The organism is Aquaticitalea lipolytica (assembly GCF_014641635.1).
In the GTDB taxonomy this organism is placed as follows: domain Bacteria; phylum Bacteroidota; class Bacteroidia; order Flavobacteriales; family Flavobacteriaceae; genus Aquaticitalea; species Aquaticitalea lipolytica.
On record NZ_BMIC01000001.1, the window covers coordinates 1,019,503 to 1,041,888 of the forward strand.

General features: G+C 31.3%; 17 protein-coding genes. 3 read left to right on the plus strand and 14 right to left on the minus strand.

Translation table 11 applies throughout. The annotated features are described in order from the left end of the window. Positions 1–2: 2 nt before the first annotated feature. The 4 genes from IEW41_RS04780 to IEW41_RS04795 are packed head-to-tail and all read right to left on the minus strand — an operon-like array spanning position 3 to position 3,296. Positions 3–536 carry a DUF1697 domain-containing protein gene (locus IEW41_RS04780; protein WP_188605185.1) on the minus strand — a complete coding sequence of 178 codons (534 nt, stop codon included), beginning with the start codon at positions 534–536 and terminating at the stop codon, positions 3–5. Further along, a complete protein-coding gene (locus tag IEW41_RS04785; RefSeq protein WP_188605186.1) occupies positions 533–1,750 on the minus strand; it encodes a BaiN/RdsA family NAD(P)/FAD-dependent oxidoreductase in 1,218 nt (405 codons plus the stop codon). The genes IEW41_RS04780 and IEW41_RS04785 overlap by 4 nt, the downstream gene beginning before the upstream one ends. Next, on the minus strand, positions 1,747–2,436 hold the full coding sequence (locus IEW41_RS04790) for a glycerophosphodiester phosphodiesterase (RefSeq protein ID WP_188605187.1): 690 nt from the start codon (positions 2,434–2,436) through the stop codon (positions 1,747–1,749). Before IEW41_RS04790 ends, IEW41_RS04785 begins: the two co-directional genes overlap by 4 nt. Then, positions 2,433–3,296 (minus strand): acyl-CoA thioesterase, encoded by an 864-nt coding sequence (locus IEW41_RS04795; RefSeq protein ID WP_188605188.1) that lies wholly within the window; start codon positions 3,294–3,296, stop codon positions 2,433–2,435. The genes IEW41_RS04790 and IEW41_RS04795 overlap by 4 nt, the downstream gene beginning before the upstream one ends. Positions 3,297–3,426: 130 nt before the next feature. Between IEW41_RS04795 and IEW41_RS04800 the strand changes: the two genes are divergently transcribed. After that, on the plus strand, positions 3,427–4,236 hold the full coding sequence (locus IEW41_RS04800; RefSeq protein ID WP_308419837.1) for a hypothetical protein: 810 nt from the start codon (positions 3,427–3,429) through the stop codon (positions 4,234–4,236). Here the strand turns inward: IEW41_RS04800 and IEW41_RS04805 are convergent. Genes IEW41_RS04805 through msrB form a run of 5 tightly spaced genes read right to left on the minus strand, consistent with a single transcriptional unit; the run spans position 4,233 to position 11,224 of the window. Beyond that, a complete protein-coding gene (locus IEW41_RS04805; protein WP_188605189.1) occupies positions 4,233–4,880 on the minus strand; it encodes a hypothetical protein in 648 nt (215 codons plus the stop codon). The two genes, IEW41_RS04800 and IEW41_RS04805, sit on opposite strands and share 4 nt — an antisense overlap. Positions 4,881–4,922: 42 nt before the next feature. Next, on the minus strand, positions 4,923–8,630 hold the full coding sequence (locus IEW41_RS04810) for a metallophosphoesterase (RefSeq protein ID WP_188605190.1): 3,708 nt from the start codon (positions 8,628–8,630) through the stop codon (positions 4,923–4,925). A gap of 34 nt (positions 8,631–8,664) precedes the next feature. After that, positions 8,665–10,227 (minus strand): protein adenylyltransferase SelO, encoded by a 1,563-nt coding sequence (locus IEW41_RS04815; RefSeq protein ID WP_188605191.1) that lies wholly within the window; start codon positions 10,225–10,227, stop codon positions 8,665–8,667. Continuing rightward, positions 10,227–10,766, minus strand: coding sequence for a peptide-methionine (S)-S-oxide reductase MsrA (msrA, locus tag IEW41_RS04820; protein WP_188605192.1), 540 nt, complete (start codon positions 10,764–10,766; stop codon positions 10,227–10,229). Before msrA ends, IEW41_RS04815 begins: the two co-directional genes overlap by 1 nt. Beyond that, the gene (gene msrB, locus IEW41_RS04825; protein ID WP_188605193.1) at positions 10,766–11,224 is read right to left on the minus strand and encodes a peptide-methionine (R)-S-oxide reductase MsrB; all 459 of its coding nucleotides are present in this window, start codon (positions 11,222–11,224) and stop codon (positions 10,766–10,768) included. The genes msrA and msrB overlap by 1 nt, the downstream gene beginning before the upstream one ends. Positions 11,225–11,387: 163 nt before the next feature. Here msrB and IEW41_RS04830 point away from each other — a divergent pair, with 163 nt between their 5' ends. Continuing rightward, entirely contained in the window at positions 11,388–12,653 is a 1,266-nt protein-coding gene (locus tag IEW41_RS04830; RefSeq protein ID WP_188605194.1) for a Pycsar system effector family protein, read from the plus strand. On the opposite strand, the gene IEW41_RS04835 is transcribed toward IEW41_RS04830, so the two are convergent. Beyond that, positions 12,650–15,031, minus strand: coding sequence for a GAF domain-containing protein (locus tag IEW41_RS04835; protein WP_188605195.1), 2,382 nt, complete (start codon positions 15,029–15,031; stop codon positions 12,650–12,652). The two genes, IEW41_RS04830 and IEW41_RS04835, sit on opposite strands and share 4 nt — an antisense overlap. Positions 15,032–15,188: 157 nt before the next feature. Here IEW41_RS04835 and IEW41_RS04840 point away from each other — a divergent pair, with 157 nt between their 5' ends. Beyond that, a complete protein-coding gene (locus IEW41_RS04840) occupies positions 15,189–15,614 on the plus strand; it encodes a hypothetical protein (RefSeq protein WP_188605196.1) in 426 nt (141 codons plus the stop codon). A gap of 74 nt (positions 15,615–15,688) precedes the next feature. Here IEW41_RS04840 and IEW41_RS04845 read toward each other — a convergent pair whose 3' ends face one another. From IEW41_RS04845 to IEW41_RS04860, 4 genes are read right to left on the minus strand one after another with little or no spacing between them, the layout of a single operon-like run. Next, positions 15,689–17,113 carry an alpha-amylase family glycosyl hydrolase gene (locus tag IEW41_RS04845; RefSeq protein WP_188605197.1) on the minus strand — a complete coding sequence of 475 codons (1,425 nt, stop codon included), beginning with the start codon at positions 17,111–17,113 and terminating at the stop codon, positions 15,689–15,691. Positions 17,114–17,116: 3 nt separating this feature from the next. Further along, a complete protein-coding gene (locus IEW41_RS04850; RefSeq protein ID WP_188605198.1) occupies positions 17,117–19,507 on the minus strand; it encodes a glycoside hydrolase family 31 protein in 2,391 nt (796 codons plus the stop codon). Further along, positions 19,508–20,473, minus strand: coding sequence for an alpha/beta hydrolase (locus IEW41_RS04855; protein WP_229660166.1), 966 nt, complete (start codon positions 20,471–20,473; stop codon positions 19,508–19,510). Further along, positions 20,473–22,329, minus strand: a complete 1,857-nt coding sequence (locus IEW41_RS04860; protein WP_188605199.1) for a glycoside hydrolase family 13 protein — start codon at positions 22,327–22,329, stop codon at positions 20,473–20,475. Before IEW41_RS04860 ends, IEW41_RS04855 begins: the two co-directional genes overlap by 1 nt. Positions 22,330–22,386: the final 57 nt, after the last annotated feature.

The window sequence follows — 22,386 nt, forward strand, 5'->3', positions numbered from 1 at the left end:
AATTATTCTGATGACAAAGATAAGAGTTTTACCATTGTGTTGTAATTTCTTGCTGTTGCAAATGTTTTAAACTTTCGTTCAAAGAAATTGACATTAAATTTTGCCTTTCCCAAGCCTTTTTCATAGTAATAGTAAATACAGTTGTTGATAATTTTATATTCTTCTCCTTCATACACTTTTTCTAAAGCTTCTTTTACTAAATCATCACTTGGGCAATTGTGAAGCATCATAAAATGACTCGCTTTCTTTTTATCTTTGGTGAAAGGAGAATCATCAAAAATGCGTTGTAAATCTTGCCTTGTTTTTACTAATACTGACACTTCAAATCCGAAATAATTCATAATACTTTTTTCGATATCACTTTCTATTTTAGAAATATCGCTTTTGTTGGATTGCAAAATAACATTACCACTCTGAATGTATGTTTGTACATTTTCAAATCCAGATTTAGATAACAATTCACGTAACTCAGCCATTGGCACTTTTTTGTGTCCACCTACATTAATACCTTTTAAAAGTGCTATGTATGTTTTCATTCTGAAATAGATTTAGCTGCAATATAAGCTCCTGTCCAAGCATTCTGAAAATTAAAGCCTCCTGTAACTGCATCTACATTAATAACTTCTCCTGCAAAATACAAATTGTTATGTAACTTACTTTCAAAGGTTTTAAAATTGATTTCTTTTAAATCGATACCTCCAGCAGTCACAAATTCTTCTTTAAAGGTGCTTTTTCCGTCTACTTTAAAAACAGCTTGAGTAAGTTGTGAAGCTAAATCTTCTAATTGGCTTTTGTTCAAATCTGCCCAACGTGTGTCTTGATCCATATTAGACGCTAAAACAAGTTTATGCCACAAGCGTTTTGGCAACTCAAATTGTGTAGATTTATAAACTGTTTTCTTTGCTAACTCGTGCTTTAATTCTTTTAATATATCTAAACAATCTTCAAACGATTGTCTGATGAAATTAACTTCAATCTGAAATTTATAATGGCATTTTGCCAATTCAATAGCGCCAAAAGCAGAGAGTTTTAAAATTGAAGGCGCACTCATTCCAACGTGTGTAATTAACAAAGGACCTTCAGAAACCAAGTCAGTTCCTAACACTTTAACCTCAACATTTTGTGCTACAACTCCAGGAATATCTTTAATGCGATCGTCTTTTATATCAAACGTAAACAGTGATGGAACAGGTTGCGAAATGGTATGACCTAAATCTTCAAGAAGACTCCATATTTTTGGGTTGCTTCCTGTAGCTATGAGTAGTTTTTCACATGAGTAAATGCAGTCTTTGGTTGAAATTTCAAAACCTCTCGACTGTGTTCGAGGTGACAAACTTGTAACACTTTGATTATATAACACCTCAACTTTGTGTTTTTTGGCTTCATTTAAAAAACAATCGATAATCGTTTTTGATGAATCTGTGATTGGAAACATACGTCCATCGTCTTCAATTTTGAGTTCGACACCTCGTTTTTGAAACCAATCAATAGTATCTCCAGTCATAAACTGATGAAAAGGTCCTAATAATTCTTTTTCACCTCTTGGATAATTAAGTACTAATTCCGAAGGTACAAACTCCGCATGAGTTACATTACATCGACCTCCTCCAGAAATTCTAACTTTTTGTAAGCCTTCTTTTCCACGTTCAAGAATAACGACTTTTAACTTTGGGTTTTGTCCAGCAATATTAATTGCTGCAAAAAAACCTGCTGCTCCACCTCCAACAATGATGACGTCTTTTTTTATCATAATCTATCTGGTACATCAGAAATTATTCCGTCAACTTTATAGTTTTTCATTCTTTTAATAGTATCATCATCATTAACTGTCCAAGTATATACTTTATAGCCTTTTGTTTGTGCTCTGTTTACATTTTCGGAAGTTAACAAGGCATAATTGGGATGAATTGCAACTGCATTTATGGTTTGAGCAAATTCAATAGCATCATCTACACTTGCTTTAGATAACACTCCAAGTGGAATTTGTTTATCAATTTCAAAAACGTCTTCAAGCTCATGATGCTGAAAGCTAGACACTATAAAATCTTGATAGTTCCATCCTTTTGTTTTTATATATTTCTGAACTATTTCGCATGTTTTTGAAGTTGTATTTTTCCCTTTTAATTCGATATTTAAAAGGCATTTTTTGTCAATAACATCCAAGATTTCTTCTAAAGTAGGAATAGTAAATTGATTATTTATTTTGAGTTGTTTCAGTTCAGATAATGATAATTTACTAACTTCTCCAGTTCCGTTAGTCATTCTATCTAACGTAAAATCATGAAAAACAACCAATTCACCAGAAGCGCATAAATGTACATCAAGCTCAATGCCATCAACTCCAAAATCTAATGCTTTTTGAATAGATTCAATAGTGTTTTCGGCAATGTATCCTTTTGCACCTCGATGTCCTATTTTTAAACATGAGTGCTTCATCCTTTTGGTCGCATTAAGCCTTCTTGAGCTACAGAAGCAATAAGTTTTCCATCTCTTGAAAATATATTTCCTTTAGCAAACCCTCTTGCGTTAGACGTGTTTGGAGATTCTATAGAATACAGCAACCAATCATCAAAATCGAAGTCCCTAAAATACCACATAGAGTGGTCTAAACTTGCTGTTTGGGTATTTCCCCAATGTGCTTTGCTAGCATGACGATTCATGGCTGCAGCTAAAATATTATAATCGGAAATATAAGTGAGTATTTGCTGTTTTGAAGCCAAATCTAAATTTGAAACATCACCTTTTAACTTAAACCATACGTTTGTAAAAGGCGGCAAATCTTCTTTATTAAATGGATTTACAACCTCAACAGGTTTAAATTCTACAGGACGCTCAATCTCCATAAAACCTTTAGTTCTTGGAGGAATAGCTTCTCCAAATTGATGCAACATATCTGTCCAACTTAACAATTCTTCAGGTTGTTTTATGCTTTTTGGCATTTCAATTTGATGGTTATAACCTTCTTCTTTTTTATGAAAAGATGCAGACAAAATAAAAATTGTTGTTTCTCCTTGATGTGCAGTTACACGACGAACCGAAAAACTCCCTCCATCTCTTACAATACTCACATTATAAGTAATAGGAATCTCTAAATTTCCTGCTTCTAGAAAATAGGAATGCATCGAATGTAAAACACGATTGTTGGTAATTGTCCTGCTTGCTGCATTAATAGCTTGTGCTAACACCTGACCACCAAATACATTTGGGCTACCAACAGTTTTGCTTATTCCATTAAATTCGTTCTCACTTATCTTCTCTAACGTTAGAAGATCTAATAAGTCGTTAACCGTCGTCATGTTTTTCTCTTTTATAATTTCAAAACTATTAAAATCATTGGTTGCTTTCTACTTATTTTATAAATAGTTTAAGATTTTTAATTTCAAATTCAGTATTAAAGTCGTTATATTGGTTTTTAACCTAAAATTTATGATGTTTCAAATTCAACAATTAATTTTTATCACTCTATTTTTATCTTCTTGCGATACAGGCAAATTGACTGTAATTGCAGATTTACCATCAACCCTAAAAGAAGTTTCAGCGACTGAGACAATACCCAATTCTGATTTGATTTGGGTTATTGAAGATGCAGGAAACAAAAACAATATTTATGGTTTAAATACTCAAGGGAAAATTATAAAAGATATTGATGTTAGCAATGCAAGTAATATAGATTGGGAAGATTTAACTTCAGATAATTTAGGCAATTTATATATTGGTGATTTTGGTAACAACAGCAAAAACAGAGATGATTTTACTATTTACAAAATTGCGAATCCTGATACAGATAAAGCTATTGTAATTGCTGAAAAAATCAACTTTTTGCTTCCAAAAGATATGAAATCAGAAGATTTTGAAGCTTTTTTCCTTTTTAAAGGTTATTTCTATGTTTTTAGCAAAGAGAATAAGACTAGTAAACTTATTAAAGTCCCTAACCAAATTGGTAAGCATACAGCAGAATTGGTTACTGACTTTAATCTAGCAGGAAAGCATCACAAAATAACCTCTGCTGATGTGAGTGATGATGGAAAAACTATAGTGCTATTAAACCACGATAAACTTTGGAAAATAACTAATTTTAAAGGTGATAATTTTTTTAAAGGCACCATAGAAGAATTGAAATTTGATCACGATTCTCAAAAAGAAGGCATTTGTTTTAAGGATAACTCTACTGTTTTAATCACTGACGAAAGTGATAGTAAGTTAGGAAGTAATATTTATAGTTTTAAACTGAATTAATTATAAAGCGTAATTTCCCACGATCCAGGCTCGTATATAATAATTTCAAATCTAACCTCATAAGTCATTGTTTTAAACTTATTTGGAGTTTTGTATGTTACTTGACATTTAAAAGGATATTGTACATCTTCATAACCTTCGCTATTACCTTGAGAAAAGGAATCTGAAAACTTTAATCCGCTATCACCAAAAACGTTTAAATCTGTTATAGTGTTTTTTCCTCCATTTTGGTAAAACCAAAATTTTATCTTGTTTCCTTCTCCATTCCTTCTAACAGTAAACCTTTCTACATTTACTTTCTTTTGAACTTTATAAGCATTAGGCAATTGTATGCTAGCTTCTCCTTTGTAATCATTGTTTTTCCAAATACCTTCTTTTAAAAGTTTTTTTTCTCCATTTACAACTTCAAATAATTGGCCTTTTCCATGTTTCTTTCCTTTTTTAAATTCTCCAACAAACATGTACTTCCCATTAAGGTATGTAAAAACACCTTCTCCATGTGCCAGTCCTTTTTTACATGTTCCAACATATAGTCCACCTGTTGAATCATCAACAACAGTACAGTTATTTTTTTCTTGACTATAACTCAACTGAGTTGACAACATAAATGCTATTGAAAATAATAGAAAGTATTTTAATTTCATTTTTTTATTTTAAATATACGTAAGTAATCATAAGAATAAATCCTAAAAATTCAATCCAAAGCCAAACGAAAATCTTAAGCCTTCTGTACTATTAAAAAAATTAAATGTTCCTGATAAACTCTCTGCTGCAGTAACCCAAAATCCGCCACCATAATCGTTATGCCATTTTTCTGAATCTTCATTTTTTAACCATACTCTACCAACATCTGCTCCTCCAAAAATTCCAATTTGCAATGGCAAAATGTTGGTTTTAAAGGATGGAAAACTATATCTCACATCGGCACTTCCTACCAATGAGTTTTTACCAGTAAAGCGTTCGGTTCTAAAACCTCTCAATCCATTATTTCCTCCAATATTTGATGCTTGGTAAAATACAAGCTCATCACCAATTCGTATTTGAGTTCTTAAATCGGTTTTGAGTACCAACTTTCTGTCTTTAGACAATGCATTATAAAAACCTAGATCCGAATTTATAAAGCCATACGTATTTTTTGTGTCTTTAAATTCTGTTTTCCCTCCAACGTTTAGCATAAAAGTCATACCTCTTGAAGGATTGATAGCATTATCAAAACTTTTATAATTATACTCAGCTTCTAAACCTCCAAAAAAGCGTCGTTTGTAAAAATCGGTATTTATTTCTGGAGCAAATTCTGATATAAATCTATCTTCGGTTTCTTCAATTTCAATACCTTCAAAAATGGTTCTAAATCCATAATCGCTACCAAAACTTCCTTTTTTTATTATCCCAATTTTGACTGCATAAATTCCTGTTTTAACTCTGTTATAATCTAAATCTAACTCCTCATCATTATTTACAGTTTCGTTACCATAGCCAAAAAAGTTGTTCGTAAAATTTTCTGAAGTAAATGTACCAGCAACATGTAAATTCCAATCCTGAAAAATATTAGCAAACTCACCATCATAATTAAGTGCAAACCCATTTGTTGCAAAAAAATAACCACCTTTAAAACGATGTTGCTGCGAAAATGGATTGCGTTGAAACCCTTTAACTGTTTTCATAAACGACACACCTAATTGAAAACCATCGTCAGGATTATATCCTATACTTGGTGTAATAGTTGATGTTTTTACAATGTTTTTATTGAAATCGAAAAGGTTTAAATTGTACACATCGGTAAATTTAATTTGAGCACCTTTATTTTCTTGAATTGTATTCTTTTTTGACTTGTGATCATAGACTTTAATTCTCCTTCCGTTTTTAATAATATAAGTGTCATTCTCCTGACCTCCAATAAGTCTTGTAAATATTAAATTATTTGCTTTTCCGCTCACTTCAAAAACATCTTTATCGTCAAGACCGTAAATCCAAATCTCTTTGGTGATATCTCTATTAAATGTTTTGTCAACTAAAATTTCACCTTTTTCACCTCCAATAATTCTTGAAATTTTAATATGTGTTTCTTTGTCCCCAACTCGTGTCACTTCAATATAATCATCTTTATCTGTTCCTGTGAGAATTACTAACTCATTTAAATAATTATAATAGCGTGTAGCAATGTCTTGTAGATTACCTCTTCTTCCTTTAAGTTTCTTTTTGATGTCTTCTAATGTTTCATCTTGAACTTCTACAGGAACTTTTGAAAATGCCAAATCAATAACTTCATCTGTAATATGTTCTTGCAAAAACTTAGCTTGCTCTATCCATTTTTCTTTATCTGCTTTTTGAATTAAGACTCTGTCGAGCTTAATTCCCGCGCTATTCATCCACTCAATATCCTTTAGTTCTTCGTCATATACTTGGAGTTGTTTTGTAGAACCCGAAATAATTTTCATTACATCTAACAAAGCGCCATCGAAATTTGAAAACACCTGATCTCTATCTCTAGGAATTGGTCTATAGTATTTGTCGCCATTTTCCATATTAAATTGTGCCCAACGCCATTGGTCTTGATGTCTGTCCCAATCGCCAATTAGCATATCAAAAAGACGTGCTCTAACAAAAGCATTTTCGTCAATTTTATACTTTTCATCTTCTCGCACTTTTTCAATAATATCGTGAGTACTTTCAATATCATCTGCATAACCAAAGTTTCGCTCATCAGTATAATTATCTTCTGGTCGTTCTTCAATCATATATAATTCATCACCATACTCTTCATTATACTCTCCTAAACTTTCATGCTTTGGAATAAAAAACAGTTTTGGGTTTGTATGATAAATCTCTGCTGCATTTGACAAGTCTGGAACTACTGAAAAAGCATAAGGATGCGCTGCTGTATAAAAATCTAAAATAAGACTTTCAATTGCAGTTTTTTCAAACTCATCTTGTATGTAAGTGTCTTTAAAAAGTACTGCCTGTAAATATTGTGTGGCACTTTTACGAAGTGCTCTCATATTTAATTCTCTACCATCTTTAGTTTTTAAACGTAACGAGCGTGTTTGATGTCCTCCACCTTTTCTAACAACTTCCAATCCACCATAAAGCGTATCTAAAGTTGTTACTTTAGTTTTAATTTTTGTACTATAAACATCTCTGTAATGATCTCCCCAAACCGATTCGAAAAAACCTGTTTTATCTGTTTCTTCTTTTGTGTAAATAGACACTTCGATTTCTTGCGGAAAGCTTTTAGGGAATTTTGAAGCATCAAAAATGGTTCTTGGTTGAAAAATTTCTTTTTGAAATAACACTTTTGCTTTTCCATTTTCGACACCATGAATTTTAACCCAACTACTTCCATCTTTAAAAATTGTCAATTCAGCAAATCCTTGTTTGCCATAAGAGAATTGTCCATTTTCACCCAACGAAACTGCAGATTCTTTTGAACCTGAACCAGAAACTATTTGTTTTATAGATTCGTTTTCTATGTATTGTAATGTGTGTTCATGACCAGAAACAAATACAACATTGTCTGCATCTAAAGTGATAGTCTCCAATCGACTCATTAATTTATGATAACGTTCATTATACCTGTCTTGTATAGACACTCCTCCTTGTGTTCTAACTTGAGTTAGCAATGACGCAAAAATTGGCACAGGAATTTTACTCTGTGTTGGGAACAAATGTTTTTCGGCAGCAAAATAACCTCCATGAACTCCATTGGTGAACATTGGATGATGCATTGCAAATACTACTGTTTTATTTTGCGCTTTTTTAAGTTCGCCTTCTATTTCTTCAAATAAGCGTTCTCTTGTTTTTATTTCACAATCATCATTTATTGTTGGGTTATGATTCCAGTTTTCTAAATACCATTGTGTATCAATTATTATAAGCTGAATTGTTTCACTTACATCTATACTTTCAAGTGGACAACCATTTTCTGGTAAAAAAGTGTTTTTTCCTAACGCATCTTCAATATATTTTTCTTCACGTTTTAAGCCTTTTAGTCCGTTTGAATACCAATCGTGATTTCCAGGAATAAATATCGTTTTCCCTTTAAACTCTTTAACCGATTTTATTTGGGCATTCAAACCATTTTCAGCACTTTCTCTTCCTTTCTCATCTTTATCTGGCAATCCTGCTGGATAAATATTATCTCCAAGAAAAATGGTATAGTCTCCATTAGTTTTTTTATCTGAAATATAATCTTGAAATGCTTTTAAACCATCTGAAAGTCCATTTTGAGGAGATAATCCTGCATCACCAACTAAATAAAAAGTTTTATCTATTTCTTTATTTGGAAATTGATTTTGTTTTACCTCATCATTAACATACTGAGCGTCATAAGTCGCACATGCATTAAATATTAAAGCAATTAAAAAAAGTATAATTAATTTATATTGAAACTTCATTTTGGAATTTTAGTTTTTATAAAGATAAGTATTGTTAAGAACTACAAGACAACATAGAGCAACCAACTTTATGTCTTGCCCATTCTGGACGTTTTGCAAACCATTTTTGCTGTTCTGGTTGTTCTGCATAAGGGTTTTTAAGCAGGTTAAACAATTCGTCAATTAACTCGTAATTTCCTTTATCTGCTTCATCAATTGCTAACTGAGCCATATAATTTCGCAATACATATTTAGGATTTACTGCATTCATTTTTTCTTTTCTTTCGGAATTAGAAAGAGATTCTTCTTGTAATCTTGTAGCGTATCTGCCAAACCATTCATTCCATTTTTGTCTGATACTATCAGAAATTTCGGTTGGCACATAAAAAGCATCGCTTACAATACTTAATCCTTCTAGAGAATTATCTTTATCAAAGTCACTCAGAGTTCTAAAAAAAATAGTCATATCTGCCTCAGTGAAAAGCAAATTATCTTCAAGATCTTGAATCATTAATTTATCAGCCTCATGTTCTTTTTCTAAACCAAGCTTAGAACGCATCATATTTAAAGATTTTATATCAAAATCTGTTTTATACTGATTCAAAATTGTTTCAAATGGTTCAACTTCTTCAACCAAAGGATACAACGCATTAGCTAGCTGATATAAATTCCAAAGTCCAATATTTGGTTGGTTTCCATATCTGTATCGTTTATGCTCACTATCTGTGGTATTTGGTGTCCATCCAAAATCGAATCCTTCTAACCATCCATAAGGTCCATAATCTATAGTTAGTCCTAAAATAGACATATTATCAGTGTTCATTACTCCATGCACAAAACCAACGCGTTGCCATTCAATTATCATATTTAGAGTGCGTTGCGTAACTTCATTAAAAAATGCTAAATATGTTTCTTTTGAAGGGTTACCTAAATGAGCAAAATGGTGTTTTATTGTAAAATCTACAAGTGTTTTTAAAGTCTCATGGTCTTGTCTTGCAGCAAATATTTCGTAGTTTCCAAATCGTAAAAAAGATGGTGAAACTCTACACACAATTGCTCCTTTTTCATAATCTGGATTACCATTATACATAACATCGCGAAGCACCTCATCTCCTGTTATAGATAATGATAAAGCTCTTGTTGTTGGTACACCTAAATGATGCATAGCTTCGCTACACAAATACTCTCTTATTGAAGAGCGTAATACTGCTAAACCATCTGCAGTTCGAGAATATGGAGTTTCTCCAGCTCCTTTTAACTGTAATACCCAGCTTTTATTATTATGTTCAACTTCGGCTAAATTTATTGCTCTGCCATCACCTAATTGTCCTGCCCAATTACCAAATTGATGTCCTGCATAACACATAGCATAAGGTTTTGTATTTGGTAAAACCTTATTGCCAGTAAAAACATTTAAAAATACCTCAGACTTTGAATCTTCTTCAGTTAAACCTAAATTTTTCAACATATCTGGTGATACATGCAACAACTTAGGTTTTGACGTTTTTTTAGGTGTTACATAAGAAAAGCATGCGCTTTTAACTTGCCTTCTGGTATTTTCCAAAACTGGATCTGCTGGCAATTCTTTATTAAATATGTCTTTAATCTGAAGTTTCATTATTTTAGCTTATCTGCATGCATTTGTCTCAATTTAGTCAACTTTGGTGTAATGACAAAACTGCAATATCCTTGCGACTTATTATTCTCATAATAGTCTTGGTGATAATCTTCAGCTTCATAAAATATTTTTAATGGGCTAATCTCTGTTACTATTGAATTATCAAAGTATTTTGAAAGGTTTTCAATAACTGTTTCTGCCATTTCTTTTTGTGTATCATTATGATAATAAATTACAGAACGATATTGTGTACCAACATCTCCACCTTGACGATTAAGTGTTGTTGGGTCGTGGCTTGTCATAAAAACAGTAAGCAAATCTTTGTATGAAATACTATTAGCATCAAAAGTAACCTGAACAACTTCTGCATGACCAGTTAAGCCAGAGCATATTTCTCTATAAGTTGGTTTTCCTGGTGCTTTCCCTCCTGAATAGCCAGACACAACTTTTTCTACGCCTTTTACAGCTTGAAAAACTGCTTCTGTACACCAAAAACAGCCACCTCCAACAGTCATAAGTTCTATCTTTTTATTTCCCATTATTTGGTTTCCTCAGTTTTATTAATAACCATTGACTCTGAATTAATACAATAACGCAATCCACTTGGTTCTGGTCCATCAGGAAATACATGACCTAAATGAGCATCGCACGTATTGCACATTACCTCTACTCTAACCATTCCAAAACTTGAATCTTTTTCATATTTGATAGCATTTGTTTTAATAGGCTGTGTAAAACTTGGCCATCCTGATTTTGATTCGTATTTAATTGTAGAATCGAACAAAGGTGTATTGCAACATACACAATTGTATTTGCCTGTATCGTACACACTGCATAATGCACCTGTTCCTGGTGCTTCAGTTCCTTTTTTGCGCGTTATCCTATATTGTTCAGAGGTTAGAAGTTGTTTCCACTCGCTTTCTGTTTTTTCAACTCGTTTATCTGGTTGAGGATTTCCATTTACTGCATAAGCAATAATATCTTTCCATGTAAGCATATAATGTCCTTTCGTTATTAATTAATATTTTTTGATGCTTAATATTACGGTTTAAAATAGTCGTAATGTTAAGTATTTCATTACAATGGCGACTATTTAGCTTATCAGATATATTCTGATATTTTTTTAGTAATTTGTAATTCTATAAACTCAATATTTTTATATGCCTAAATTAATTGAAAAAGCTGAGAAATTTGTCTTTGATTTATTTAAAGACCATCTTGATCAGACATTTTTATATCACAACTTTACACATACCGAACGTGTATTACGTAGCTTGAGAGAAATTATTGATAACACTAAAGTTAGTAAGTCTGATGCTGAAGTTTTAGAACTTGCTGCCTTGTTTCATGATACTGGTTATACAAAAACGAGAGAAGGTCATGAAGAGGAAAGTGTAAAAATTGCTACAGCTTATATGAAAGATAATGACGTGGATGATAAAACAATTGAAGCTGTAAGCAAATGTATTATGGCTACAAAGTTTAAAGATTCGCCAGATACTGATTTAGGTAAAATAATAAGAGATGCTGACTCGTCTCATTTTGGAAAAAAATACTTTAATGAAGCGAGTGAATTTTTAAGAAAGGAATTAGAAATACAAGGCATTAAAAACTATTCACCAAGAGAATGGTTAGACGAAAACATTAATGTGCTTTCTAAAAAGCATGAATTTTATACCGATTATGCGTTAAAAAACTGGCAACCTAGAAAAGAGAAAAACCTATCTAAACTCATAAAAACCAAAAAGAAGCAGAAACTAAAATTAAAAACCGAAGAAATAAAAGCCAAATACAAGGCGCAATATAAAGATGAAAGCCCTGAGCGTGGCATACAAACGTTTTATAGAACAGCTTTAAGAAATCATATAAAATTAAGTGATATTGCAGATACAAAAGCCAACATTTTACTTTCTGTAAATGCCATTATTATTTCGCTTGTGCTATCTACTCTAATTTCAAAATTAGACAATCCATCAAATGAGTATTTAATAATTCCTACTGTAATTTTCACCTTATCGAGTGTTATCTCTATGGTGTTATCTATTATTGCTACACGACCAAATATAACAAGTGGCCAATTCACAAAAGAAGATGTTAAACAACGTAAAGTAAACCTTACCTTTTTTGGGAATTTTCATAAAATGGAATTACATGAATTTCAATGGGCAATTGATGAGTTGTTAAAAGACAAAAATTATGTTTATAGCTCGCTTACTAAAGACCTCTATTTTTTAGGAAAGGTATTAGACAGAAAGTACAGAATTTTGAGAGTTACTTACACTATATTTATGATAGGAATGATAGTATCTGTAATTTCTTTTGCAGTATCTTTTAAAATGCATCCAACTGCTAAAATAGAAGATGTATTACCTACAGATAGTCCTTCTGGTTGGGTTATACCTTTGGAGGACAACTACTTTGTTTAAGACTTAATTTCTTTAATTAAATCGTTATAAGTGTAGAATTTTTTATCGTTAGCATCTTTATTATATAACAAGCTCACACGAATTGCTTTAAGACCTGTTACACCTTGCAAATCTTGAAGTTCTAATAGCTCAATATCATCATCAAGCATTAATTTAGATTGTAGAAAACTGACATATCGTAAGTATTCTGTTTCGTCTTCTTTTTGTGAATAGATGATAGTTATTTTTCCTTTTTGAGTAATGCGCTCATCTGTACCTTTTATAACAGCTTTATCTACTCGTTTTTTAACCACTTCATATCTGGCATTATAAGTTCCATCAACATCAAACTGTTTTTCATCCATTCTAAATCTAATTGATAAAGGCTGGTTAAACACTAAAATCATTGATGCAACATCTAAAGATAATGGGTATTCGTTTTGTTTGTTATAAAACTCTCTTTCCATTTCGCACATGACTTGCAATTGCCAGAGCCTTAGATTATAAAGATAAATGATATTAAAGCTCTCTTCTTTAGTAATAGATTCACCTATATACATATTATGCTCTACACCATCAGTTTTAAAACGCTCAAAAAAATGAGGATACATTTGTTGTGCTTCAATTTGCTTTTTGTCTAATAGCCCAGACATTCTTTTATTTATCAGCGCAATTGTATCGTCATAGTTTTTTCTGTAATAATATATAACTCCTAAATCATCATCTATTTTGCTAAAATAATCTTCAATATCTTCATTAACAGATTTGTTTTTCTTTTGCAGAAATCTAAATAATGGTTCAATTTCACCCTTAAAAAAACCTGATATTTGATGTTCGCTATCTACCTTAAAATCGACTTTTATTTCTTTAGAATATGACTCAATTTGGTATTTTATCTGTTCATAAATTGGTAGTTGATCTTTTTTAGGAAGCTTGTCAAAAATCTTTTCGGCAAGTGATAACTGCATGGCTAAATCTTTTTGAGTAGCATGATTTCTGGCTTCTGATGAACCTTTAACATCAATTTGTCCAAATAATGGATATACTTTTTTAAAGCTTATTCTACTAAAAGATGCATTAGAACCTAGATGTTGTTTGTCTATAAGAAATTTTTTGGCTGCTTTTCTAAATTTCCATGCTACGCTTGAGTGAATTGATGTACACTCTTGTTGTATTATGGCTTCAATAAGGTTTTCTTCTTCATTTTTAGATCGCTTTACAGACGCAACAATATATGGCATTACATCTACTAGCTTATTAGCATTTATACTATTGAGTAGTTTTGGCTTGTCTGAAACTAGCTCTAAAACTCCCATCAGCTCATTATTGTCTGCTATTGGAGCCAAAATAACACTCTTAATTCCTTGCTCTTTAAACGTTTTGATTTGAGGCGCTTTACCTTCGGATTTCTTATACATCTTATCTACATCAGATATAGAATATGATTTATGATATGTAAGAAGTCGTTTATACGAGCTATGACATAACGCTTTTTCACAATCAAAATGCTCATTGTCATTTAATAAAAAACTCGTTATCCCTTCACCATAAACTCGTTCAAAAGTATTGTCTTCCTTATTATAAATTGAAAAACCAACTTTTAACTCTTTAATATTTAAAAGCGAACGAAATATTTCATGAAAATTATCCATGAAGTTTTTGTCTTTTCGTTTTCCTTCAGAAATTAAAGTCGATTTTATATTAGAAATAGATTGATCGTCAGTTACATCAAACATATTTGAAATAACAAAGCCTTTAAATGTGTAACTGTTTGGTGGAAATTTCTCTTTCCAAAGTTTCAGATTATCAAAATTATCTAACAACAATTCATAATCTTCTTTGGTTATTTTTGGAGCATTCTTATTCGGAATTAATTCACAAAAATCTGCATTATATAAAATTTTATAATACCTCATTATACCATTTGCATCTGGTATTTCATAAAAAAATGGTCGTTTAAAATTTAAATCATATCCATAACAAAAGTTAAGAATAATTGTACAAGCCATGATATAAGTATCATCTTCTATCATGTTTTTAATTTGAAGATTAAAATCTTTTCCTGCTGTTTTTATAATATTTTTAAACCTTTCGGAAGAGTTAAAAATAAGATCATGAAATGGTACAGAGGCAGTTTTTATTTCATTTTTTGTTAAAATTTCACTGAAAGAATCCTGAAGAATTAATTTAATCTCTTTCTCGTATTTTGAAAAAAACGATACATCACTAAATCCAGATCTTAATATTGGATGAGGCCTTTGTTTTATTAAAACCCTTCTTGCTTTAGCCGAAATAAATTCGTCATCACTTTTTTCCAGATTTTCATAATAATCTAGAAGCTTATTAAAGCTAACTTTAATTGTAAAAGGAGATTCTATGTTATCGTTTAAATCTTTCATGTTATTATATTAATACAAAACTACAAAATAATGGATTAGTCGTGAAGATATTAACCAAATAACAAATTGCATTGTTTACAATTTTTAAGCTAAATAATTACGAATATGATAATTTTCAATATATTTATTAAACTAATAACTAACTAATACAATAATTATGTTTTCAAAAACAAATTTAATTTCAACTTTAGCCGCAACTATTTGGGGCTATTTTGGTGGCTATTTACTTTGGGGAATTATAGGAGATTCCTTAATGGCTGATTATTCTGGATCTGCAACTGGAGTTATGAAAGTTGCTGTAGACCATGTACACCTATTACTGGGTTGTTTAATTCTTGCTTTTGCTTTTTCTACTATTTACTCTAAGTGGGCAAGAGGAGCTCATTCAGTTTCTCAAGGAGTACAATTTGGTATTTGGATGGCCATTTTAATTGGTCTTGGTGAAGGGCTAATAGATTTTGGCACTTCCAATTTACTTAATATTACTGGTACATTTTTAAACACTGTAATATATCTTGTTCATTTTGTAATTATGGGAGCTATTGTAAGTGTTGTTTATAATAAACTGTCTACTAAAGAATAATATTTATCTTATAAACTTAAAAAGCTTCAACATTATGTTGAAGCTTTTTGCATTAATTAAATAGTTAGTTATAGTTAATTAATTAAGATTTTGTATTCCCATGGCTTAAGAGTAATTGTTTCACCTTCTTTAAACTCTACCTTTGTATTATTCATATAGTCGGTAAAATTGCCAAGTATTGTAACTGTGGTTTTTTGCTCTTTATCTGTTAGGTTAGCAATAAAGGTCACTTTTGTGCCTTTTTTATTTCTTTCAAAAACTAAAACGTCTTTATTTTCTGAAGATAGCCTCTTATAATCTGCAGCAGATTTCCCTCCATTTAATGCAACGTTATCAGTTTTAAGTTTTCCAAGCTTTTCTAATAAAGGCCACATTTTTCCTTTTGTTTTTGGAATACTATCTTTTTCAAAAAACTTAAGCCTGTGATTTAAATCATACTCTTGCCCAGAATAAATTAAAGGCATTCCTGGTGCAACATAGCTTAGTGCCAACATAGTTTCTGCAGCATTTCCCATTCGTTCATTTATAGTGCCATTCCATGAATTTTCGTCATGATTAGTAATAAAATTCATAAGGATATCGTCCTTCTCATATTCTTTTCCCATTTTTTCAATATAGGTATCCCACTCTTTTACTCCTTGCTCACCTTGTGCAATTTTATTTAAAATATGATGTCCTTCCCAAGCGTAAGCCATATCAAATAAGTTGCCTTTTAATAATTCAGGTTCCCAAGCTTCTGCCAGCATAAATAAAGGTTTTTTAGCTCTTAATTCTGAAACACATTCTTTCCAAAAATCTAATGGAACTGAACCTGCAACATCACATCTAAACCCGTCAACGCCTTCATCAGTTATCCAATACATCATGTCTTCAATCATTTCTTTACGCATTGCTTTGTTATCGTAATTTAAGTCAGCAACATCTGTCCAGTCTGTTCCTTCAGGATGTGTAATATTTCCATCTTTATCTTTTGTATAGTAATCTGGTTTGTTTTTAATCCAAATATGATCCCAACCTGTGTGGTTAGGCACCCAATCTAAAATCACATAAATATCATTTTCATGAGCTGTTTTTACTAATTTTCTAAAGTCTTCAATTGTTCCATACTCAGGATTTATTTTTGTAAAATCAGTTACTGCATAATAACTTCCTAAGTATTTTTTTTGTTCTTCCTCTGGAAAATCTGTAGCAAACTTACTGTCTGGTCCTCCAGTTGCTTTACGTTTTGTTTCTGAAATAGGAAATACAGGCATCAACCAAATAACTTTAACTCCAAGTTGTTTTAATTGTGGAATATCTTTTGTGAATTCTTCAAAAGTACCTTCAGGTGAATATTGACGAATATTTGCCTCATAAATAACAGCAGTTTCCATCATTTCTGGTGTTACAGGAGCAATATCTTGTGATTCAGTTTCTGCATTTTGTGCTACTTCTTTCTTTTCTTTTTTACAGGCAATAAAGAGTACTAATGTTAATACTATAAGTGTTAGTTTTTTCATAGTTTATTTGTTTAGTTTTATGTCTATTTCAATATCGGTTTTTACTTTCCAGTTTATTGGTATTATTAATGTTTTACTTAATTCATTCCAATTAAAATCAGCTTTTTTATTGTTTACATTTATTCGTTTTGGTGATTTATTTATATTGTGAATTGTTAAGTTTATTTGTTTATCATTTGATGTGTATTGTGAACCAATTATAGATTCAAATTCTATCTCTAGATTTCCTTTTTCTAATTCTGATTCAAATTGCAATAACTCATAATTACCTTTTTCAAATGCGTTAGGAGTTAATCCATCATCATTATAAAGTTGACTTGTACTAGTAATTACAGATTCGTCATAATAATAGTGCACATCTAAACTTGAAGCATTATAGGTGTCAGTGCTTTGCACCAATTTAGCCATTGGAATAAATGCTCCAGCTCTAACGTAAGTTGGAATATAATTTTCTTTAGTTTGAATTGCTTTAGTTTGTCCGCCTTCAAATTTTTCATCAGTATAAAAATCAAACCAAACATTGTTTTTTGGGAAGTATACTTCTTGCTCCTTTACATTTGAGTTTACAATTGGCGTGACTAAAAAATCTTTTCCCCAAAGGTAGGTTGTTGCACTTAATTGCTGAGTTTTACTATTTGGCTCATCAAAAAATACTGGTCGCATTAAAGGTGCTCCTGATTGGTTATTCTCAAATGCTAACGTGTAATTATATGGCAGTAGTTTATAACGTAATTCGATTGATTGCTTTGCTAATTGTTTCGTTTTTTCTTCTCTAAACACTGGTTCGGCTGGTACTTCTTCTTGAGCATGAGGTCTGTAAATAGGCTGAAAAACACCATATTGAAGCCATCGCGTATATAATTCATCATCTAAATTTGCACCTGCAAAACCACCTAAGTCACTATGCATATATGCAAGCCCTTGCATTGCCATTTGTATTGCAATTTCGGTTTGGCTCTGCAATCCTCCCCAAGTTCTGTTAACATCTCCAGACCAGGGGATTAACCCAAAACGTTGTGAACCTGATGAGCCTGATCGCATTAAAATAAATGGCCTTTGATTAGGAAAATCTTTTTGATAACCTTCAAACACTAAACGAGCCCAATCGTGACCATAAATATTATGCACCTCATCTGCTGTACCTGTTGCATGCAATAGTTTTGAAGGATGTACTTCGGGCTCACCTAAATCTCCCCAAACACCTTTTACTCCAATATCAGCTAGTTCTTTGTAAATGTTCCATAACCAAGCTTTTCCTTTTGGGTTATATATATCTATTAACCCAGTGTTTCCAAAATAAAAATCGAATTTATAAGGATTCCCAACTGAATCTTTTGCTAAAACATCTTTATCAACAGTCTCTTGCCAGCGTTTTGATGTTGTTAAAATAAAAGGTTCTGTTACTAACACTGTTTTTACTCCTTTGTCATCAAGGTTTTTTATCATCTGTTTAGGATTTGGGAACGAATCTTTTAAAAACTCTAAATTTCCCATGTGACCTTGAATATCTTTTCCGAACCAATAAATGTCTATAATAACAGCATCTAAAGGGATTTTTTCATCTTTAAATTTTTGTACAGTTTCTTCAACTTCTTTTTGTGAATGGTAACCAAATCTACTTGAAAAATTACCAAATACCCAACGTGGTGGTAATGGTTGTTTTCCTGTTAAATCTGTATAATTATCTATTAAATCTAACCAAGAATCGCCAACAATAACTTGATATGTTTTACGACCAGATATGGTTTCATAAGTTAACGTGTTATCTTGTTTACTATCTAAATCTAAATACCCAATAGGTGCATTATCAAAATGTACAGCATATATGTTAGATGACATTACTAATGGCATTGTATAGTTCATCAACTCACTATGCGTTTCATAGCCATAATGTGCTCTGTTATAAAGCTGAAGCCTGTTGCCTCTTCTATTCATACCTAAAGCTCTTGCTCCTCCTCCATATAAAACTTCATCTTTAGTGAGGTTAAATTGAATGGACTCGCCAGATTCAATTTTTGTATAACCTTCTTTTTCTGAAATAATAGGCTTGCCATTAAACCAGTACGAAATTTGAAATGGCTTCTTTTGAATATTAACAGTTATTCCATTTGAATGAAGTACTATTCTATCGTTTAAATCTTTCAACTCAAGAACTACTTTTTCGGGTTGTAAAACAACTGCATGCGAATTTGAATTAAAGTCTTCACCATTAGGAATGAAAGTGGTTTCTACAATTTTAGAAGTATAAAACTGAATTTTATAAACACCGTCGTTTACTACTACTTCTACTCCATTATTGGTTTTTTCAACATTAGAGATGTTTCGATTAACATTCTGCCCAAATGAGAACTGAACAATAGTGAAAAGCGAAATAATATTTAAATATTTATACATCTATTTACCTAATAAAAAAGTTAGTGGAATATCTAATCGTTTTTGCCATGCAGCTTCAGAATGGTTTTCACCTTTAAACTTCAAATTTCTAAAATTGGTATCATTGTACCCTTTTTTATGAAAAATTGCATTAACAGTTTCTTCATATTGAGGGTAATACTGATCTAATGTTTCTGTGCCAAAATCGAAATATAATTTATGCGTTTTTGAGTCAGGAAGTTTATCTTTCATATACTTAAAAATCGCATTTGCAAATACGTTGGTTTGTGATGGAACTACACCTGGCCAATGTGTTGAAATACAAGCAGCACCTGAAAAATACTCAGGATATTCACATAAAGCATACATAGAAATTAATCCTCCCATGCTAGAACCTGCAATAAACGTTTTCTCTTTTGTAGCAAAAACTGAATAGTTAGAATTAACATAAGGCATTAATTCTGAAGTGATAAACTTTAAATAATTATCTGCATTTAGATTTAAATTAAAATTGTCCGATTTAGCTTTTTGTATAATAGAGTCTTTAACTTGTTCTGGAATATAATCTAAAGCTTTTTGTGGAAAATAATCTTGCCATCTTATCTCAGAAATATTCCATATAGCAACAACAATAAAATCGTTTGTTAAGTTATCATCCATTAACTTTGATGAGACCTCATCTACCATCCACTCTTGTTTATTCCATGTTTTTAATGAGTCAAACAACATTTGACCATCATGCATATATAAGACTGAATATTTTTTATTACTCGTATAGTTGTGAGGCAACCATACGTCTATATTTCTTGGTGTAATGTAATTTGAAGGGAATTTTTCTACTCTAAATATCTTACCAGAACTAATATTTATATCTAAAACTTCAGATGATTTTATATCATTAAATTCATTTTTTACCGAAACAGTTTTAGTCTCTTTGCAAGAAACAAATACAATAAAACAAACCGATATCAAGATATATTTAATCATTATTTCAATTCTATAATCATTGATGATTTGGCTTCAACTTTTAAAGTGCCATTAAATTCAATTTCATTTCCTGAAAGAATCTCTTGCCCATATTTTGATTCTTTTATCATTTCAGCAAAACGACTTAACTCTAATGATTGCGCATCAGTACTATTATTTAAAACAACCATTACACGTTCAGAATCATTATATCTAAAATATACATACACATTATTTTGTGGTACATACTGCATTGTTTTACCATTGTGTATTACATCTTTAGATTTCCTCCAATTGAATAATTTTTTTGTGAAATTATAATAGCTGTTTTGTGAATCAGTTCTTCCTTGTGCTGTAAACGCATTACTTGCATCACCTTGCCATCCACCAGGAAAATCACGTCTAATATCTCCATCTCCTTTTGCATTTTTGTCTCCAAGCATTCCTATTTCATCTCCATAATAAAACTGCGGAATTCCTCTAACTGTAGCAATTAACGACATTACTAATTTGTATTTATTTATATCACTTTTATAGATTTCGTTAATTCTATTGGTATCATGATTACCAGCAAAAACTAAAATATTATTGATATCAGGATACAAAAAGTCATTAGTAAAATTATCGTAAGCACGAATCATTCCTTTATCCCAAGACCATTTTTCTTCTTCATTGAACATTACTGTAACAGCATCATGAAGTGTAAAATCCATAACACTTGGTAAATTAGAATTAAAACTATCTATAGCTCCAACTTTACTGTCTTTTTGCCAATATGCCATTTGAGATTGGTTATGCATCCAGACTTCGCCAACGATATTAAAATTTGGATATTCATCCATAATCGCTTTTGTCCATTTTGCAATAGCTTCTTTATCATTATAGGAATAGGTATCTACTCTAAAACCATCTAAATCTGCATATTCAATCCACCAAATTGCATTCTGAGTAATATATTTTAATAACAAAGGATTGCTTTGATTCATATCTGGCATTGTAGTATCAAACCATCCATCCATACATGCATGTGAATCGTGTTGTGAAGCGTTACTGTCAAATTGTGTAGACATTCTGTAACTGCTTCGCTGAAATCCTTTTTCACCATTTTCCCAATAATGAATCCAATCTTTAGTTGGTAAATCTTGAATCATCCAGTGCTTACTTCCCCAATGATTGGTTACATAATCCATGATAAGCTTCATGTCACGTTTGTGCATTTCGCTAGCTAAACGTTTATAATCTTCATTAGTCCCAAAACGAGAATCAATTTTATACAAATCGCTTTGTGCATAAGTATGATATGAATATACTGGCTCATTATCTTCTAACAATGGCGTACTCCAAAGTGATGTAAAACCAAGGTCGTTTATATAATCTAAATGATCAATTACTCCTTGAATATCTCCTCCATGTCTTCCACCTGGATTAGTTCTATCAGCTTTTTCAACTGTATCTGCTGTACTATCATTATTTGGGTTTCCGTTTGCAAATCGATCTGGCATTATTAAATACATGGCATCACTTGAATCGAATCCATCACGAATTGATGAGTTTTCTCTTCTTTGTTTAAACTCGTAAGCTAATGTTTGTATTTTTTTACCTTTTTCTGAAAACGTAATATTTATGTTTCCTGGATTAATGTTTTCTGTACTAACAGTTATAAATTGATAGTTAGGATTTTCTGTTTTTCTGACATTAATTATTTTAATGTTATCGGAAATTGACACGTCATATTTAGCAATGTTATTACCATAAACTACTAGTTGTAATTCAGGATTTTTCATATTACTCCACCAAAAAGGTGGTTCTATTTTTTCTACTTGAGAAAAAATAGAAATACTAAACAACAAAATGACTACTTTAATAATTGATTTCATGTGTTGATGTTTGTTTTTTTTATTGGTCATATGTTACTTCCTTTTAATCTTTCGATT

Excerpts from the sequence above, each read along its gene's own strand:
- IEW41_RS04780 (WP_188605185.1), bottom strand. The coding sequence starts at position 536 with ATGAAAACATACATAGCACTTTTAAAAGGTATTAATGTAGGTGGACAC.
- IEW41_RS04785 (WP_188605186.1), bottom strand. The coding sequence starts at position 1,750 with ATGATAAAAAAAGACGTCATCATTGTTGGAGGTGGAGCAGCAGGTTTT.
- IEW41_RS04790 (WP_188605187.1), bottom strand. The coding sequence starts at position 2,436 with ATGAAGCACTCATGTTTAAAAATAGGACATCGAGGTGCAAAAGGATAC.
- IEW41_RS04795 (WP_188605188.1), bottom strand. The coding sequence starts at position 3,296 with ATGACGACGGTTAACGACTTATTAGATCTTCTAACGTTAGAGAAGATA.
- IEW41_RS04800 (WP_308419837.1), top strand. The coding sequence starts at position 3,427 with ATGATGTTTCAAATTCAACAATTAATTTTTATCACTCTATTTTTATCT.
- IEW41_RS04805 (WP_188605189.1), bottom strand. The coding sequence starts at position 4,880 with ATGAAATTAAAATACTTTCTATTATTTTCAATAGCATTTATGTTGTCA.
- IEW41_RS04810 (WP_188605190.1), bottom strand. The coding sequence starts at position 8,630 with ATGAAGTTTCAATATAAATTAATTATACTTTTTTTAATTGCTTTAATA.
- IEW41_RS04815 (WP_188605191.1), bottom strand. The coding sequence starts at position 10,227 with ATGAAACTTCAGATTAAAGACATATTTAATAAAGAATTGCCAGCAGAT.
- msrA (WP_188605192.1), bottom strand. The coding sequence starts at position 10,766 with ATGGGAAATAAAAAGATAGAACTTATGACTGTTGGAGGTGGCTGTTTT.
- msrB (WP_188605193.1), bottom strand. The coding sequence starts at position 11,224 with ATGCTTACATGGAAAGATATTATTGCTTATGCAGTAAATGGAAATCCT.
- IEW41_RS04830 (WP_188605194.1), top strand. The coding sequence starts at position 11,388 with ATGCCTAAATTAATTGAAAAAGCTGAGAAATTTGTCTTTGATTTATTT.
- IEW41_RS04835 (WP_188605195.1), bottom strand. The coding sequence starts at position 15,031 with ATGAAAGATTTAAACGATAACATAGAATCTCCTTTTACAATTAAAGTT.
- IEW41_RS04840 (WP_188605196.1), top strand. The coding sequence starts at position 15,189 with ATGTTTTCAAAAACAAATTTAATTTCAACTTTAGCCGCAACTATTTGG.
- IEW41_RS04845 (WP_188605197.1), bottom strand. The coding sequence starts at position 17,113 with ATGAAAAAACTAACACTTATAGTATTAACATTAGTACTCTTTATTGCC.
- IEW41_RS04850 (WP_188605198.1), bottom strand. The coding sequence starts at position 19,507 with ATGTATAAATATTTAAATATTATTTCGCTTTTCACTATTGTTCAGTTC.
- IEW41_RS04855 (WP_229660166.1), bottom strand. The coding sequence starts at position 20,473 with ATGATTAAATATATCTTGATATCGGTTTGTTTTATTGTATTTGTTTCT.
- IEW41_RS04860 (WP_188605199.1), bottom strand. The coding sequence starts at position 22,329 with ATGAAATCAATTATTAAAGTAGTCATTTTGTTGTTTAGTATTTCTATT.